Annotated in this window: 17 protein-coding genes and 1 tRNA gene; 14 read left to right on the plus strand and 4 right to left on the minus strand. The window is 48.5% G+C overall.

Annotated elements, in window-relative coordinates; translation table 11 throughout:
* Positions 1–50: 50 nt before the first annotated feature.
* The 4 genes from DFR42_RS17045 to DFR42_RS17055 all read left to right on the plus strand — a co-directional run bounded on the left by DFR42_RS17045 (position 51) and on the right by DFR42_RS17055 (position 1,644).
* Positions 51–818, plus strand: a complete 768-nt coding sequence (locus tag DFR42_RS17045) for a LysR family transcriptional regulator (protein ID WP_211324331.1) — start codon at positions 51–53, stop codon at positions 816–818.
* Positions 796–945: a hypothetical protein gene (locus DFR42_RS29535; protein WP_211324332.1), complete on the plus strand. Its 150-nt coding sequence runs from the start codon at positions 796–798 to the stop codon at positions 943–945. The genes DFR42_RS17045 and DFR42_RS29535 overlap by 23 nt, the downstream gene beginning before the upstream one ends.
* Before the next feature lie 95 nt (positions 946–1,040).
* A complete protein-coding gene (locus DFR42_RS17050) occupies positions 1,041–1,445 on the plus strand; it encodes a RidA family protein (protein WP_110256200.1) in 405 nt (134 codons plus the stop codon).
* Between the two features lie 125 nt (positions 1,446–1,570).
* Positions 1,571–1,644 (plus strand) — tRNA-Gly (locus DFR42_RS17055).
* Positions 1,645–1,758: 114 nt separating this feature from the next.
* Here the strand turns inward: DFR42_RS17055 and DFR42_RS17060 are convergent.
* The 3 genes from DFR42_RS17060 to DFR42_RS17070 form a co-directional block, all read right to left on the minus strand.
* The gene (locus DFR42_RS17060) at positions 1,759–2,043 is read right to left on the minus strand and encodes a type II toxin-antitoxin system RelE family toxin (protein WP_110256201.1); all 285 of its coding nucleotides are present in this window, start codon (positions 2,041–2,043) and stop codon (positions 1,759–1,761) included.
* On the minus strand, positions 2,033–2,284 hold the full coding sequence (locus tag DFR42_RS17065; RefSeq protein WP_110256273.1) for a type II toxin-antitoxin system prevent-host-death family antitoxin: 252 nt from the start codon (positions 2,282–2,284) through the stop codon (positions 2,033–2,035). Before DFR42_RS17065 ends, DFR42_RS17060 begins: the two co-directional genes overlap by 11 nt.
* A 383-nt stretch (positions 2,285–2,667) precedes the next feature.
* Positions 2,668–3,237 carry a HipA domain-containing protein gene (locus DFR42_RS17070; protein WP_110256202.1) on the minus strand — a complete coding sequence of 190 codons (570 nt, stop codon included), beginning with the start codon at positions 3,235–3,237 and terminating at the stop codon, positions 2,668–2,670.
* 270 nt (positions 3,238–3,507) lie between these two features.
* Here DFR42_RS17070 and DFR42_RS17075 point away from each other — a divergent pair, with 270 nt between their 5' ends.
* From DFR42_RS17075 to DFR42_RS17085, 3 genes are all read left to right on the plus strand, one after another.
* Entirely contained in the window at positions 3,508–3,762 is a 255-nt protein-coding gene (locus tag DFR42_RS17075) for a FitA-like ribbon-helix-helix domain-containing protein (protein WP_110256274.1), read from the plus strand.
* Complete coding sequence (locus DFR42_RS17080; RefSeq protein WP_110256203.1) at positions 3,759–4,175, plus strand: type II toxin-antitoxin system VapC family toxin; 417 nt, start codon at positions 3,759–3,761, stop codon at positions 4,173–4,175. The genes DFR42_RS17075 and DFR42_RS17080 overlap by 4 nt, the downstream gene beginning before the upstream one ends.
* 70 nt (positions 4,176–4,245) lie before the next feature.
* Positions 4,246–5,268 carry a ribonuclease T2 family protein gene (locus tag DFR42_RS17085; protein WP_110256204.1) on the plus strand — a complete coding sequence of 341 codons (1,023 nt, stop codon included), beginning with the start codon at positions 4,246–4,248 and terminating at the stop codon, positions 5,266–5,268.
* A 24-nt stretch (positions 5,269–5,292) separates the two neighbouring features.
* On the opposite strand, the gene DFR42_RS17090 is transcribed toward DFR42_RS17085, so the two are convergent.
* Positions 5,293–5,661, minus strand: a complete 369-nt coding sequence (locus DFR42_RS17090; RefSeq protein WP_110256205.1) for a transcriptional repressor — start codon at positions 5,659–5,661, stop codon at positions 5,293–5,295.
* Between the two features lie 155 nt (positions 5,662–5,816).
* On the opposite strand from DFR42_RS17090, the gene DFR42_RS17095 reads away from it, so the two are divergent.
* The 7 genes from DFR42_RS17095 to DFR42_RS17125 all read left to right on the plus strand — a co-directional run bounded on the left by DFR42_RS17095 (position 5,817) and on the right by DFR42_RS17125 (position 13,849).
* The gene (locus DFR42_RS17095; RefSeq protein ID WP_110256206.1) at positions 5,817–6,107 is read left to right on the plus strand and encodes a YciI family protein; all 291 of its coding nucleotides are present in this window, start codon (positions 5,817–5,819) and stop codon (positions 6,105–6,107) included.
* 153 nt (positions 6,108–6,260) lie between these two features.
* On the plus strand, positions 6,261–8,648 hold the full coding sequence (locus DFR42_RS17100; protein WP_110256207.1) for a PAS domain-containing sensor histidine kinase: 2,388 nt from the start codon (positions 6,261–6,263) through the stop codon (positions 8,646–8,648).
* On the plus strand, positions 8,645–9,253 hold the full coding sequence (locus DFR42_RS17105; RefSeq protein WP_110256208.1) for a response regulator transcription factor: 609 nt from the start codon (positions 8,645–8,647) through the stop codon (positions 9,251–9,253). The genes DFR42_RS17100 and DFR42_RS17105 overlap by 4 nt, the downstream gene beginning before the upstream one ends.
* A 110-nt stretch (positions 9,254–9,363) precedes the next feature.
* Positions 9,364–9,804, plus strand: a complete 441-nt coding sequence (locus DFR42_RS17110) for a response regulator (protein WP_110256209.1) — start codon at positions 9,364–9,366, stop codon at positions 9,802–9,804.
* A gap of 1 nt (position 9,805) precedes the next feature.
* Positions 9,806–11,506 (plus strand): methyl-accepting chemotaxis protein, encoded by a 1,701-nt coding sequence (locus tag DFR42_RS17115; protein ID WP_110256210.1) that lies wholly within the window; start codon positions 9,806–9,808, stop codon positions 11,504–11,506.
* 118 nt (positions 11,507–11,624) lie between these two features.
* Complete coding sequence (locus DFR42_RS17120) at positions 11,625–12,122, plus strand: response regulator (RefSeq protein ID WP_110256211.1); 498 nt, start codon at positions 11,625–11,627, stop codon at positions 12,120–12,122.
* A 44-nt stretch (positions 12,123–12,166) separates the two neighbouring features.
* Positions 12,167–13,849 (plus strand): methyl-accepting chemotaxis protein, encoded by a 1,683-nt coding sequence (locus tag DFR42_RS17125; protein ID WP_110256212.1) that lies wholly within the window; start codon positions 12,167–12,169, stop codon positions 13,847–13,849.
* The last annotated feature ends 123 nt before the right edge of the window (positions 13,850–13,972 follow it).

Genomic DNA, 13,972 nt, shown 5'->3' on the forward strand with positions numbered 1-13,972 from the left:
CCTGGCTTAATTTCACACTACCACAACACCGCAATACCATAAGAGACCGCATGATAGAAAAGCTGGAAATCAATCATCTCAGAACCCTGGATGCCTTATACAAGTTTGAAAACTTGTCAGCCGCCGCGGAGTATCTTGCGGTGTCACAGCAAGCCATCAGTCTGCAACTCAAAAAAATCAGAGAGATACTCGGCGACCAGTTGTTTGTCCGTACCGGGCATGGCGTAGTCGCTACGCCTTATGCAAAACTGATACAGCCACATATCCGTCAGGTGTTAATGCAGCTCAATGATATTCCGCTGCCGCATACCATCACGCCAGAAAATACAGCGAGAACCCTGGTCATCTCTGCCACCGACTATACGCAAAAAATCATCGTCGGCGAGTTGATAAAAGACTTGAGAATTTCTGCCCCCGGGGTCAAAGTCATCGTCATCAATATCGAGAGTGCCAGCCTGATACAGAAAATGCAGCAGGGTGACATTGATCTGACCCTGACTTCCAGCGGCTATGTACCAGAGGGTCTGGTTTCTGAAGCCCTGTTTACTGAAAAATATCTCTGCGTCAGCGCCAACAAGAATATTGTTTTTGATGACTATCTGCCGCTTGAGCGCCTGGTCGAGCATGATTTCGTCGTGGTCTCACCCGGCATCGCCAGCTTTAAAGGCTCAGCAGACAGCTGGTTTGAACAGCAAAAGCTGTCGCGCAAAGTGCATGTTTCCGTGCCCTCATTTTTCATGGCGCAAGAATACCTGAAGCAAACTGATATGGTCGGTTTTTTTGCCATCACGCCTGATGCCATGTGCAGGCCTGTTTGAAATACCGCTGAAGAAATATCCACCAGGCTATGAAGTCGTTGCGGCCTATCACTCCAGTGCAAAAGACGATGCATTCATGCTCTGGCTGCTCGACAGGATACGTCAAAAATTTCCAGTCACGGCATAACCGCGCTTGTATCCGGTACAAGCCCGCCTTGATGGCTAAGCACGGTCGCTGTCACTACACTTTCTCTATGTTCCTAATCACATAGAGAGGTTTTCATGAGCATCAACAAGATCAATCCCACCACGCTGTACGACGGCGCACCATTCGGCATGTCACAGGCCGCGACAGATGCAGATAGCGGCCTGATATTTATATCCGGCCAGGTAGACTGGGACAGCAACTACCAGGTAAAAAACCAGAGCATGCCAGCACAGGCAGAGGGCGCAATAAAAAACCTGCTGACCGTACTGGAAGCAGCAAATTCCTCCATAGAAAACCTGCTGCACCTGCGCGTCTATATCAGAGGTGAGCTGGCCGACCACATGGAAACAGTCGTGCCCATACTGCTCAACTACCTAGGCACATCCCGCCCGGCGCTGACAGGCATAGGCGTCGCATCACTGGCGACACGCGATACGCTGATAGAAATTGAGGCGGTGGCGAAGAGACGCACTGCGTGATGATTTGATGGTGGCTACAAACGATGAAGATGTCCGGTGCGTTGCATTGGGCGTTTTTGTTTGCCCGCCATGCCCTTATGAACGACAGTTTAACATCTTGAAAATGCGCGTAGAATAACTCTGGTGCGGGTGTAGTTTAATGGCAGAACGGCAGCTTCCCAAGCTTCATACGAGGGTTCGATTCCCTTCACCCGCTCCATTGAAATCAATGGCTTAGCTGATTTTTTCGGCCTCCGAGTTCCGCAAAACTCTATTTGCTCGTTCGCTTATAATAATGTTTCGCGCCAGATTTATGTTGCTTCCAGTCTACATACTACTTTCGGGCGTGCCCTTTTTGGTAAGCAATATTACCGTCTCGTTTTCCAATGGATAAAACGAGTACAACAATCTCTTTATCCTTAACTTGGTACACAAGCCGGTAACCGGTCGCTCTGAGTTTGATTTTATATAAGTTTTGACCGCCGCTGACACTTGCGCTTGGAACATGAGGTTGCTCTAAGCGTTCGGCCAATTTCTTTTTAAAGTGCGTTTTTACGGCACCATCCAATTTATCCCACTCTTTTTTTGCATCAGGGTGAAATTCAAGTTCATAGGTCATCTAACTTAACCTTTATTGATTTCTTCCCGTCTGTTAAACGAGCTTCAGCGATGCGACGTAATTCGACATCTTCCAAAATGCTATGAATTTTTTCCCAAGCCCCAGCAGTGAGCATATACCCAACTGGCTTATTTCTATTCAAAATAGCAACTGGTTTATCGCCGGAGGCTTCCAGCACAGCGGTAGGATTAGCTTTTAATTCGCTAATTCCAACGGATGACGGAGCAAGTATAGCTTCCATGATTGGCGCCTTTAAATGGTCTTTTAAATGGTCTTTTAAATGGTCTAATAATAGCACTTTTAAGTGCACAAGTGCACTTTCCTTTGCAAGTGAAGGTCGTAGAGTCACTATGTACAAAGATAGATGCTACCCATAAATACGAATGAATTTTGTTCCGCAAAGCAAGAGAGATGAGGAACAGCGCTAGGGAAGAATTGAAAAATAAAAAGAACTTTGCGGAACTAAAACAAGGCTGAAACCCTCGTGAATACTAAAAAGTTGCATGAGCTTCCCAAGCTTCATACGAGGGTTCGATTCCCTTCACCCGCTCCATTGACATCAAGGGTTTACCCATCATTCTTCTCAACCCCAAATGGGGCTTGGCAATACGTTGTCATCAACGTTCAAAATAATGCGCGCATGGTACTCAAGTGTTGTTCGGCAATAGTCGATTTGAATGCCTGGGAAATGCGTTCGTCGTGCAATACTGCTGTCCAGAATTGTTGTGCCATGTCATGGCATTTTGGCAGGTGGCGTAATTCAAGTCCGTTAGCGAGATCAGCCGCCCATGTGCGGGGGACAATTTCGCCATGTGTATTGGGTCTGTAGAACATGGGCAGCATGTCATAGGCTGGTAGTAAGTGATGTTTTTGCTTAAATGTCCATGACAGGGCAATATTGCCGTGATGCTTGTCCGTGTAGCCTATCAGCGTGCCGTAGAGGTCGAGAATTTCAACTGTTTCTGCATCTTTGGCTGATAGCTGACCCATGCGTACAAGTTCGCGGGCGACCGCTGTCCATTTCTGATCGAGCATGCCCAGGTCGCCGTCCATGGCGGCAAAGGTGGCCTTAGGGCGGCGGCCTTTGAGTCCCGCTCTGTCGAAACGGACGACTTCTAAAAAGACACTTCCTCCGGCTTGCAGTAGGTAGGCAGCAATTTGGAATGGCAGCGGTTTTCTACGGCTTTTGTGCACGCAAATGCCTGAGTTGATCTAAGTGTTGATTTTCGGCATTGTTTTAAATTTTTTATGGATAGATAAAATAAGCTAATTTTCATATTGAAAACTGGCTTATATGAATAGAAAAGTGAATAGATTAATTGTTAAATAATATGCAATTGTTTAAATTCAGGCAATGACAGGCAAGGCTCCTTGAACCTTCAATTTCAAACCAGTCCATCCTTGTAGACTTGCATTCAAACGTATATGATGAATGCATCGAATGCATTTGTTAAGGATGATGCTATGGCAATGTTGACAATACGTAATTTGCCCGACGATGTGCACAGGGCATTGCGGGTGCGGGCTGCCCAGCGTGGGCATAGTACTGAGGCAGAAGTTCGTGAGATTCTGGCGCATGTCGTCAAACCGGAGGCGCGCGTTCGTCTGGGGGATGCACTCTCGGCACTGGGGCGTGAGGTCGGCTTGAAGAATGAAGATTTTGAGGTTCTCCAGCAAGCCAAAGACAAGACACCCGCCGAGCCGTTGAGGTTTGAATGATCGTTCTTGATACCAATCTTGTTTCTGAGGCGATGAAACCTCAGCCGCATCCTGATGTGTTAGCCTGGTTGAATAATCAGGCCGCTGAAACCCTGTATCTGTCCAGTGTGACCCTGGCTGAATTGTTGTTTGGCATTGGTGCGCTTCCGGCAGGTAAGCGCAAGGATAGGTTCGCACAGGCTCTTGATGGTTTGATGGAGTTATTCAGGGACAGGGTGCTGTCTTTCGACGCCGATGCGGCACGGCAATACGCTGGGCTGGCAGTGAAAGCCAGACTGGCCGGGCGAGGATTTCCCTTACCAGACGGCTATATCGCTGCAATTGCAGCTTCGCACAAATTTATCGTGGCTTCCCGCGACACTGCACCGTATGAGGCGGCCGGGGTCACCGTCATTAATCCCTGGGAAGCCTGATATTAGATGCTCACAGCGTGAGTGCGCCATCATCTGCTACAACACCAAACGACAGAAAGTAATCATCAACATGCAACAACTGACTACGCGTCTCCTGTTCACACTCGCCTTGCTGGGCGGCACGGTTTTGTCTGCGCATGCCAGCGAACCTGTCAATGGCAGTTTCACGGCCAGCCAGTCTTGTGAGCTGTATTCGTCTTTCAACAAGCAAAGCAATCCCGGTGCATTACGGACCTTGGTGGGTAAGAGCTATGCGGTAAAGGAGATCAACAAGGCGGGGGACTATGGCTGGTTGCGGGTGGATGTGGAAGGGGCAAATCCGAATTTGCGCTGGGTGGCGCGCGACTGTGGTACGGCGCAGCTGGATCAGGTACCGCAAGAAAATGCGCCAGCAGGACGTGCCAAGGCGGCCAGGGCGGCGGACCAGCAGAGCATGTGTACTACACCCAACCAGGAAGACAGCTATGTGCTGGCCATCACCTGGCAGCCAGGTTTTTGTGAACACTTTGCCTACCGTGGCAAAAAGCCTGAATGTGATGCCATCAACAGCGGTGCGCTGAAGATATCCAACCTGACCCTGCATGGCCTGTGGCCCAACAAAAAAGAGTGTGGCATCAATTATGGTAATTGCCCTGGTGCGCCTCTGAAGTTGAATGCAGATACCGTCAACCGCATCGCCAAGTGGATGCCCAATTTTCAGTTTGAAAGCAAGTTTGGTGAATACGAATGGAACAAGCATGGTACTTGTCAGGCACGTGATGCAGACACTTATTTCAGGACTGCTGCGGCAGCGGTAGAAGAGGTAAATAATTCTGCAGTCGGCAAGTTCATCCTGTCACATGCTGGCAAGTCTTTCACTGTCAAAGAATTTTTTGATGTGATCAAAAACCAGGAAGGCGAGAAACTGGCCAACAATTTTATGCTGAGCTGTGCCGATGGCAAATACCTGCAAGAGATACGCCTGAAGCTGCCAACAAATTTTGAAACCGGTAAAGGTCTGGCCAAATTAATCGGTGATGCTGAAGGTTTTAGCCGTCAGGTGGACAAGTGCGATAAGGATATTATTGTGGAGACGAGCGGGCGCGGGCGCTAGGTGCAATGCTGATGGCGCGTCTTTTTATTTTGTAAGGTATGTGCCATCAATTTGTAAACCTTGCTTGCCCGCAAAAATCGCCTGCAATGCGGCAATAAGGCTGTCCCTGGATTCTTCTGGCAACTGGAATTGAATCCGGTACTCAGCAATGTGATCAAGTTCTGCCGCTGTTGCATTATCCAGGCACACAAGAATATTGTCAGCCTGCAGCCTGAAATCCAGATCTTGCACACGATGGATGACCTGGTCGAGGACCATGATTTCTATATAGTCTTCGTCAGGTAGCCTGGAAAGGGAGAAACAATAATTTTTCTGTTTGTCATAGCAATATAAAAAGGCCATTTCATAGCGTTCATCAAATGCTGAAAAGCTGATTTTGGTATGAAGATGCATGTCTTGGTCTTGTCCGGATAGAAAATTACTCTACAGGATTTTAGCATGTGTATTTGCTGCGAAAATTCCAGGCAATTGATGCGCTGGTCTGCCGTCGCCAATAATAAACTTCCATTTCTATCCGCATCTTTTTACGCGTTCCAGGGATTTTTCTTATGTTCATTATTGAACTGACCTACACCCAGCCACTTGCTCTAGTCGACCAGTTTGTTGCCGAACACAGGCTATTTCTGGAACGCCATTACGCCAGCGGGCAGTTTTTGCTGTCCGGGCGCAAGGAGCCGCGTACAGGTGGGTTTATTCTGGCAAATGTCGCCAGCCGGGCAGAACTCGACGCGATTTTGCTGGAAGACCCGTTTCAGCGCGAGGGCATTGCGCAGTACACAGTGACTGAATTTTTGCCGTCCATGGCAGCACCTGCGCTGGCGGGACTGTTGGGGAATTAAGCCGCTTAGACCTGATCCTTTGTACGTCTTACAGGACTAGAATACTATTTATGTATGGTCAATTAGCAACAGGATTTAGCTTCAGTATGATAAACCACAAGGTATTCAAGGGTTTATTGAGATAAGCTGACAAACCAAATCAACTCAATTCTCATGCAAACGAACGAAAATTCGCAAGTTGTGCTGAAAACCGGGCAAGACATGTTTGCGCGTTTGGAGCAGCTTGAGCAAGAAAATTTTGCGCTCAAGCATGCCAATCAGACCTTCCTGACTGGACAAGGTCTTTACCAAGATTTCTTCCTGCAACTGGCTACTCCCTGCCTGATAAGCAGTGCTAGTGGATTGGTGATGCATGCAAACCAGGCGGCAGCAGTTTTGCTGGGTACCACGCCAGATTTTCTCACCGGCAAGGCCTTACACACATTTGTCTTTGAAGATCATGCTGTCTTTGATGCACAGATCGCCCATCTAATAGCGATTGGTGGGCAATCTGTGTGCGAACTCAAAGCGATAAGGGCAGATCGCGAACTGCGCTTTTTGCGCCTGGAGATGGTTTTACTGCAAGCACAAGGGCAGCAATCCTGTGTGGGCATACAAATGACGGATATCACCCGGCGACAGGGGCAACCGATGAATCAGGTCGAGGGGCAATATTTCGCCAGTGTGGTCGCTGAAAATTTACCTGGAATGGTTGCTTACTGGAACTCTGATTTGCTTTGCACCTATGCAAACCATCACTACCTGAGCTGGTTTGGTCGCACGCCTGAACAAATGCAAGGTATACACATGCAGGATTTACTCGGGCAGGAACTGTTTTCCAGAAATATTGCCTATATCAAGGCTGTTTTGAAAGGGGTAGATCAGCGATTCGAACGTACTCTGGTCAAGGCAAATGGGGATGTAGCTCATACCTGGGCGCAATATATTGCCCATACCGTCGATGGCGTCGTTCAAGGTTTTTTTGTACTGGTGACAGACGTCAGCTTACTAAAGCGGGCGCAACAGGCATTGATGGAAAGTGAAGCTAAGTATCGCGCGCTGGTACATGCCATTCCTGACTTGATTTTGACCATACATCAGGACGGCACCCACCTTGATGTCCACGCTCCTGATCCTGGTATGTTATTGCAAAGCCGGGAACAACTCCTGCTGAAAAAGGTTGTAGACGTGTTACCTCCCTATGTGGCAAGTCAATATACACACGCGATCGAACAGGCCTTATGCAGCGGCAGATTACAACAATTTCGCCATGACCTGGCCGTTGCAGGCAGGGGAGACATGCAATTCGAAGCCAGGGTAGTGCCTTGTACCCAGGATACTGTCATTGCCATTATTCGCGATATTACAGAAACCGAGCGCGAAAGACGTGCGCATGAATTGCAGTTATCCGAGCGTCTGCAAGTACGGGAAAACGATGTACGGGCTATTCAGTTAAGCTTGACCATGGCAAGTGACATTACTCATATTGGTACCTGGATACGCGATCTGAGAACGGGGGAATTATGGGCTTCACTGGAATGGCGCAGGCAATTTGGCTTTAGTCTGGATGAGGTCCTGAACATGGATATGGTCTTACAACGCATACACCCTTCAGATCGTCGTCAAATTCAGAATATAACGGCTGATTACCATCTTGATCAGCAGCAGCGGTATCAGGCAGAATTCAGAGTAGTGTTAGATGGCGAGGCAGAGCGATGGCTGGCTGTCGTCTGGCAAGTGGAATTAGACGAACTACAAAAGCCATTGCTGACCCGCGGCGTGACAGTCGATATCTCTGCGCGCAAGGAAGCTGAACTTGAGCTGGGGCAAAAACGCATGGAAGTCATGCACCTGGCACGCGTGGCTACCATGGGCGAATTATCTGGTGCCCTGGCCCATGAGTTGAACCAGCCGCTGACCGCCATACTCAGCAATGCGCAGGCAGCACAGCGATATCTGGCGCGCCCCGAGGTAGACAGACAAGAACTGGGCGAGATACTGCAAGACATAGTCGATGAGGATAAGCGTGCCGGGGAAATCATACGGCGTCTGCGCCGTCTGTTTGACAAACGGAGTCAAGAACAGCAAAGCGTAGATATCAATAAGCTGGTGCTTGAAGTATTGTATATTTTGCGCAATGATATGATTAACCAGGACATTACTTTGCTAAGTGAGTTGCAAGACAATTTACCCAGTGTCAGCGCTGACACCGTGCAAATACAACAGGTCTTGATTAATCTGATCATGAATGCCAGTGAAGTTGTTGCCGGGCTCGATGCCAGCCAGCGCATCATAGAGATCAATACCCGATTGGACCAGGAGAACAGGGTGGAAGTCAGCGTCAATGATCACGGCCCTGGCGTGCCTGAAACTATGGGCAACAAGGTATTCGAAGCCTTTTACTCTAGCAAGGTCAACGGTATGGGACTGGGATTGTCAATTTGCAAAAACATCATTGAAGCCACTCGCGGCAGCTTGTGGTATGAAAACCTCGACGATCATGCTGGCACTGGCGCGAGCTTTCGCTTCTATCTTCCAACTTCTAGCGAATCTGCAACATGACAGAAGCAAGCAATGTTTTTCTTGTCGACGACCAGCCAGCGGTACTCAAGGCGATGTCGCGCCTATTGCAATCTGCCGGAATAAATGCCGTCACGTTTGAATCGGCGCAAGCCTTTCTGGAGAGCGGCAGCGCGAGTAAAGCGGGTTGCCTGGTGCTGGACCTGGCCATGCCAGGCATGGGCGGCATGGCATTGCAACGCAAGCTCATTGAGATGGGCAGTGATTTACCGATTATCTTTTTGACGGGGCATGGCAGTATTGACACAGGTGTGCTTGCCATGAAGCTGGGTGCGCAAGATTTTCTGACCAAACCCGTGGATGCAGACAAGCTCTTGACAGCAGTACAGACCGCCTGCGAGAACAACCGGCGTGCAAGACTTGCAAGAACCGAGAAACAAACAATACAAACCCGCCTGGACAGCCTCACCCCTCGTGAACTTGAAGTGCTCCATCTTTTAGTCGAAGGCAAACTCAACAAGCAAGTTGCGGCAGAACTGGGGACAGTCGAAAAAACCATCAAGGTACACCGTGCCAAAGTCATGAACAAGATGGATGTCACTTCTGTTGCTGCACTCATCCATTTACTGGAAAAACTGAAAGTCTGAGGCAGGCTGTCGCCGGCTTGCTCTGCGCCCAGCCACGTCACCTTGAATCACAATTGCATGCCCGTTATTGGACCAAGGTCCAATAGCTCCATCATCTTTGTCCACATAAGATGATGCTCATGGAAAACACATCTACATGGATAGCAGTGATCGATGACGAAGAAGGAATTCGTCGCGCTCTGCTGCGTTTGCTGCGCTCAGCCGGACTGGAAGCACATGCCTTTATCTCGGGCAAAGCCTTCCTCGACAGCTTGCGCACCAAGCGACCAGCATGCGTATTGCTTGACCTGAACATGCAGGATATGTCTGGATTTGCAGTCATAAAAACACTGGAACAAATAGATCATGAGCTGCCGGTGCTTGTCCTGACAGGGCAAGATCTGAGTGACAAACAGAAAAATGCAGAGCTGGCGCATGCCATGTCTATTTTGCAAAAGCCGGTCAATGATCAGGAATTGTTTGCAGCATTAGCAGCAACTTTAGTTGACCAGAAAAACCATGTATTTGATCCAAACTCTAATTTAGTAACATCCAATCAGCCGGAGACATAAAATGAAATTATCTAACATGAAAATAGGCCAGCAACTTGGCGTAGGTTATGGCCTGTTGCTCTGCATCCTGGCTATTGTTGCCTTATTGGGTATCCATGGCATGCGCAAATCCAATGAAGCGCTGCATCATGTTGTCGATGTCAATGTTGCCAAAATCAACCATCTGGAAGAGATGGCCAGTTCTGTACATGTCGTATCGAGGGTGATCAGAACCATTGCACTGCTGTCGGATGACAGCATGAAGCAAGAACAGCACAAGAAAATCGACGAAGCACGTAGCCATTACAACAAGGCATATTCGGAACTGGAAAAAATGCCCATGGATGATGCTGGCAAAAGCTTCATGGGTAAAATCAAGGCAGACCAACTGGCTGCGCGGACACTCAATGACAAATTTATAGAAATGGCAAAAACGGATAAGGATGCCGCAGTCAAATTTCTCTTGAAAGACGTCATTCCAGCGAACACCATCTGGCAAGATGCGCTGCATGAATTTGTCATATTGCAAGAAGCGAAGAATACCCAGGACGAAGTCAATGCCAAGGAAGCTTATCAGGCCTCGATGACCTTCATGATCATTGCGACGATCTCAGCCATTTTTATCGGCATAGGGATAGCCTGGAGCAGCACGCGTGCCATCACTACCCCATTAAAAAAGGCAATACTGGTGGCACAAAGCGTGGCGGAAGGTGATCTCACCAGCAAGATTGAGGTTCATTCACAAAATGAAGCAGGGCAGTTGATGCTTGCTTTGCAGCAGATGAATGACAGCCTGGCCCACCTGGTTGGTCAGGTACGGCAGGGCACAGAGACGATATCAACAGCTTCCTCTGAAATAGCCACTGGCAACATGGATCTGTCGTCCCGCACTGAATCGCAGGCGGGTGCTTTACAGGAAACTGCTTCATCGATGGAGGAACTAACTACTACCGTCAAGCAAAATGCGGACAATGCCCGGCAGGCAAACCAACTGGCCATCGCCGCAAGTGAAGTCGCCATACAGGGCGGGGTGGTAGTCGCGCAGGTTGTTAGCACGATGGGGGACATCAATACCTCATCGAAAAAGATTGTCGATATTATCAGCGTTATCGACGGTATAGCCTTCCAGACCAATATCCTGGCGCTGAATGCAGCAGTTGAAGCAGCCCGCGCTGGTGAACAGGGCCGGGGCTTTGCCGTGGTTGCCAGCGAAGTACGCAACCTGGCACAGCGCAGCGCCTCTGCTGCCAAGGAAATCAAGTTGCTGATCGATGATTCCGTTGAAAAAGTTGGTCTGGGCAGCCGCCTGGTTGATGAGGCTGGCGCAACCATGGACAAGGTCGTCAGTAGTATCAGTAACGTCACCGACATCATGGGTGAGATCACTGCAGCCAGTGCAGAGCAAACCTCAGGCATAGAACAAATAAATATTGCAGTCACGCAGATGGATGAAGTGACTCAACAAAATGCGGCACTGGTCGAGCAGGCAGCAGCAGCGGCTGGTTCCTTGCAAGATCAGGCCATTACCCTGGCCAATCTGGTTCAACAGTTTAAGATCGAGCATACAGCTCAAGTGCGAGAAAAGCCACGCGCTCAAAAACAATCTGGCGCGATACGTAAATCAACGGCAATGGGGATAGAAAAAATCCAGCGCGTTGTCGACAAGACTTTGCCAAAACCCAAATTTGTTGCAGCGATCGAAGGCAGCTGGGAAGAATTTTGAACTGATCAGACATGCTGTGTCAGTGTGATTTTTCGACTGAGCAAGTAGTGCAATACGGTGGATAGTGAGGGTATTAATTTTGAGGGACTGCAGAAAAATCTGCAGTCCCTTTTTTTTCATGTTTAACACAGCTTTACAAATGATGGCTGCGTATTGGACCAAGGTCCAATATCGCATATATGGACTAGGTTCTAATATGATGCTTATGGGAAATAAATCTACATGGATAGCAGTCGTCGATCATGACGCACATACTCGGCAGGCAATGGTCAGCTTATTGCGCTCTATGGAGTTTGATGCAATGAGTTTTAGTGCTGGCAGCTTGTTTATCGAAAGTTTGCGCCTCAGGAAACCGGATTGCATTGTGCTTGATTTGCACATGCCTTATATGTCGGGTTTTATGGTCATGTCCAGGTTACAGGAGTATGCAAAAAAAATACCTGTGATAGTTCTGACAAAGCTTGAGTTGTCGGAGGATTTTAAAAGGACTTGCCTTTTAGATGCCATTGCAGTGCTACAAAAGCCAGTTTCCGATCAAGTTTTGAGAGCGACTATTGAAGGTGCTCTTCATCAAAAATCAGCAGGATCAGCGCCGGGCCCCATGAGCGCAATATAAAAAAACACATATTATTAATTTAGGCACTCTTAAGGAGCATTGCGATGAGAAACAATTTACCGGTCACCAATCAGGAATACATCATGCAGGACATGGAAACCATCGTTTCCAAAACTGATCTGCAAGGTAATATCACTTACGTCAATGATGATTTTATCCGTATCAGCGGATTCAGCGAATCTGAACTCATTGGTGCTCCGCAAAACATAGTGCGCCATCCTGATATGCCAGCAGAGGCATTTGCCGATCTCTGGCGCACCATCAAGAGTGGCAAGTCCTGGACTGGACTGGTTAAAAATCGCTGCAAGAACGGTGACCATTACTGGGTGGAGGCGAATGCAGCGCCGTTGATCCAGAATGGAAAAATGGTGGGTTTTACGTCCATACGCATCAAACCCAATCGCGAACAGGTCAGGGCCGCAGAGTCTGCTTATCGCAGTATAAAGAACGGTGACAAATCTTTGGAAATCTGCGAGGGCGTTGCCAGAAAACGGAGTACGTTTTCCTGGTTGAACTTTTACTCCAGAATGAGTCTTGGCTTGAAACTTACGGCCTTTAATACTTTGCTCGCGGTGATCGTCACAAGCATGACTTATCTTGCCGTGAGTGCTAACACAGCCAACCAGGCAGGCAGCCATACTGCAATCGCTGCTCTTGCGGTCGTGATCATTTTTCTGGGACTGCTTTTTAGCCTTGACTTGCGTTCTAAGCTGATACGCCCCCTGCGACAGCTCGAGCAAGAAATGCAGACTATCAGTTCTGGTGATTTATCCAGTCATATCGGTACCGCTGGCAACAGCGAAGTAGTCAATTTGTCGCAAAATCTGCGTGTTCTGCAGACCAACATCAAACTGCTTATAGGCCAGATACGGCAAACAACGGACCATGTTAATACTGGTGCCAATGAGATTGCCGCTGGCAACGCCGATCTGTCAGCACGTACCGAGTCACAGGCAAGTTCGCTGGAAGAAACCGCATCCTCAATGGAGGAGTTGACCTCAACCGTCAGACAAAATGCAGATAGTGCCAATGAAGTAAGTTCACTCATCGCCACAACCGCACTGGTCGCAGAAAAAGGAGGCCATGCTGTTTCGGACGTGGTCAAAACCATGGGTGCCATCAAGCACAGTTCAAGCAAGATCACCGACATCATTGGCGTGATTGATGGTATCGCTTTCCAAACCAATATTTTGGCACTCAATGCCGCAGTAGAAGCGGCCCGTGCCGGTGAACAAGGACGAGGTTTTGCAGTTGTCGCCAGTGAGGTGCGCAATCTTGCGCAACGCAGTGCCAGTGCTGCTAAAGAAATCAAGATACTGATTCATGACTCAGTGGATCAGGTAGATATTGGTGGAAAACTGGTAGTTGAGGCAGGTAAAACCATGGAAGAAATTGTTCAGGGAGTCAAGCGTGTTGCCGATATCATGCATGATATTAATCTCGCCAGTCAGGAGCAAAGCTCTGGCCTTGACCAGATCAATCAGGCAGTGACACAAATGGATGACATGACCCAACAAAATGCCGCCCTCGTCGAACAAGCCGCTGCCTCAGCAGAGAGCCTCAAGAATCAGGCTATCGGCCTTAGTGAGCTAGTAGACTCATTTACGCTTGTGAGAAATGTTGGTAACTCACGCACGGTAAGGGCTGTACCGTCTGATATGAAAGTATACACAGCAGTCAAAAGTAGTGTTGCCAGACAAAGCAATCAAAAACTAATTGCCAACTAGGGTTAAAGCAAGCTAAGCGTGCTTGATGACCGATAATATCCTTGGTGATTGAGCAGTGTAGCAAATATGGCAAACACAGAAAACACAAAATGCCCCACTGCGGCTATCATACGAAAACTGCCA

It is taken from the genome of Undibacterium pigrum (assembly GCF_003201815.1).
Lineage (GTDB): Bacteria > Pseudomonadota > Gammaproteobacteria > Burkholderiales > Burkholderiaceae_D > Undibacterium > Undibacterium pigrum.

What these genes read in the sequence shown, in the direction of transcription:
- DFR42_RS17045 (WP_211324331.1), top strand. Translation starts at nt 51, where the DNA reads ATGATAGAAAAGCTGGAAATCAATCATCTCAGAACCCTGGATGCCTTA.
- DFR42_RS29535 (WP_211324332.1), top strand. Translation starts at nt 796, where the DNA reads ATGCCATGTGCAGGCCTGTTTGAAATACCGCTGAAGAAATATCCACCA.
- DFR42_RS17050 (WP_110256200.1), top strand. Translation starts at nt 1,041, where the DNA reads ATGAGCATCAACAAGATCAATCCCACCACGCTGTACGACGGCGCACCA.
- DFR42_RS17060 (WP_110256201.1), bottom strand. Translation starts at nt 2,043, where the DNA reads ATGACCTATGAACTTGAATTTCACCCTGATGCAAAAAAAGAGTGGGAT.
- DFR42_RS17065 (WP_110256273.1), bottom strand. Translation starts at nt 2,284, where the DNA reads ATGGAAGCTATACTTGCTCCGTCATCCGTTGGAATTAGCGAATTAAAA.
- DFR42_RS17075 (WP_110256274.1), top strand. Translation starts at nt 3,508, where the DNA reads ATGGCAATGTTGACAATACGTAATTTGCCCGACGATGTGCACAGGGCA.
- DFR42_RS17080 (WP_110256203.1), top strand. Translation starts at nt 3,759, where the DNA reads ATGATCGTTCTTGATACCAATCTTGTTTCTGAGGCGATGAAACCTCAG.
- DFR42_RS17085 (WP_110256204.1), top strand. Translation starts at nt 4,246, where the DNA reads ATGCAACAACTGACTACGCGTCTCCTGTTCACACTCGCCTTGCTGGGC.
- DFR42_RS17090 (WP_110256205.1), bottom strand. Translation starts at nt 5,661, where the DNA reads ATGCATCTTCATACCAAAATCAGCTTTTCAGCATTTGATGAACGCTAT.
- DFR42_RS17095 (WP_110256206.1), top strand. Translation starts at nt 5,817, where the DNA reads ATGTTCATTATTGAACTGACCTACACCCAGCCACTTGCTCTAGTCGAC.
- DFR42_RS17100 (WP_110256207.1), top strand. Translation starts at nt 6,261, where the DNA reads ATGCAAACGAACGAAAATTCGCAAGTTGTGCTGAAAACCGGGCAAGAC.
- DFR42_RS17105 (WP_110256208.1), top strand. Translation starts at nt 8,645, where the DNA reads ATGACAGAAGCAAGCAATGTTTTTCTTGTCGACGACCAGCCAGCGGTA.
- DFR42_RS17110 (WP_110256209.1), top strand. Translation starts at nt 9,364, where the DNA reads ATGATGCTCATGGAAAACACATCTACATGGATAGCAGTGATCGATGAC.
- DFR42_RS17115 (WP_110256210.1), top strand. Translation starts at nt 9,806, where the DNA reads ATGAAATTATCTAACATGAAAATAGGCCAGCAACTTGGCGTAGGTTAT.
- DFR42_RS17120 (WP_110256211.1), top strand. Translation starts at nt 11,625, where the DNA reads ATGTTTAACACAGCTTTACAAATGATGGCTGCGTATTGGACCAAGGTC.
- DFR42_RS17125 (WP_110256212.1), top strand. Translation starts at nt 12,167, where the DNA reads ATGAGAAACAATTTACCGGTCACCAATCAGGAATACATCATGCAGGAC.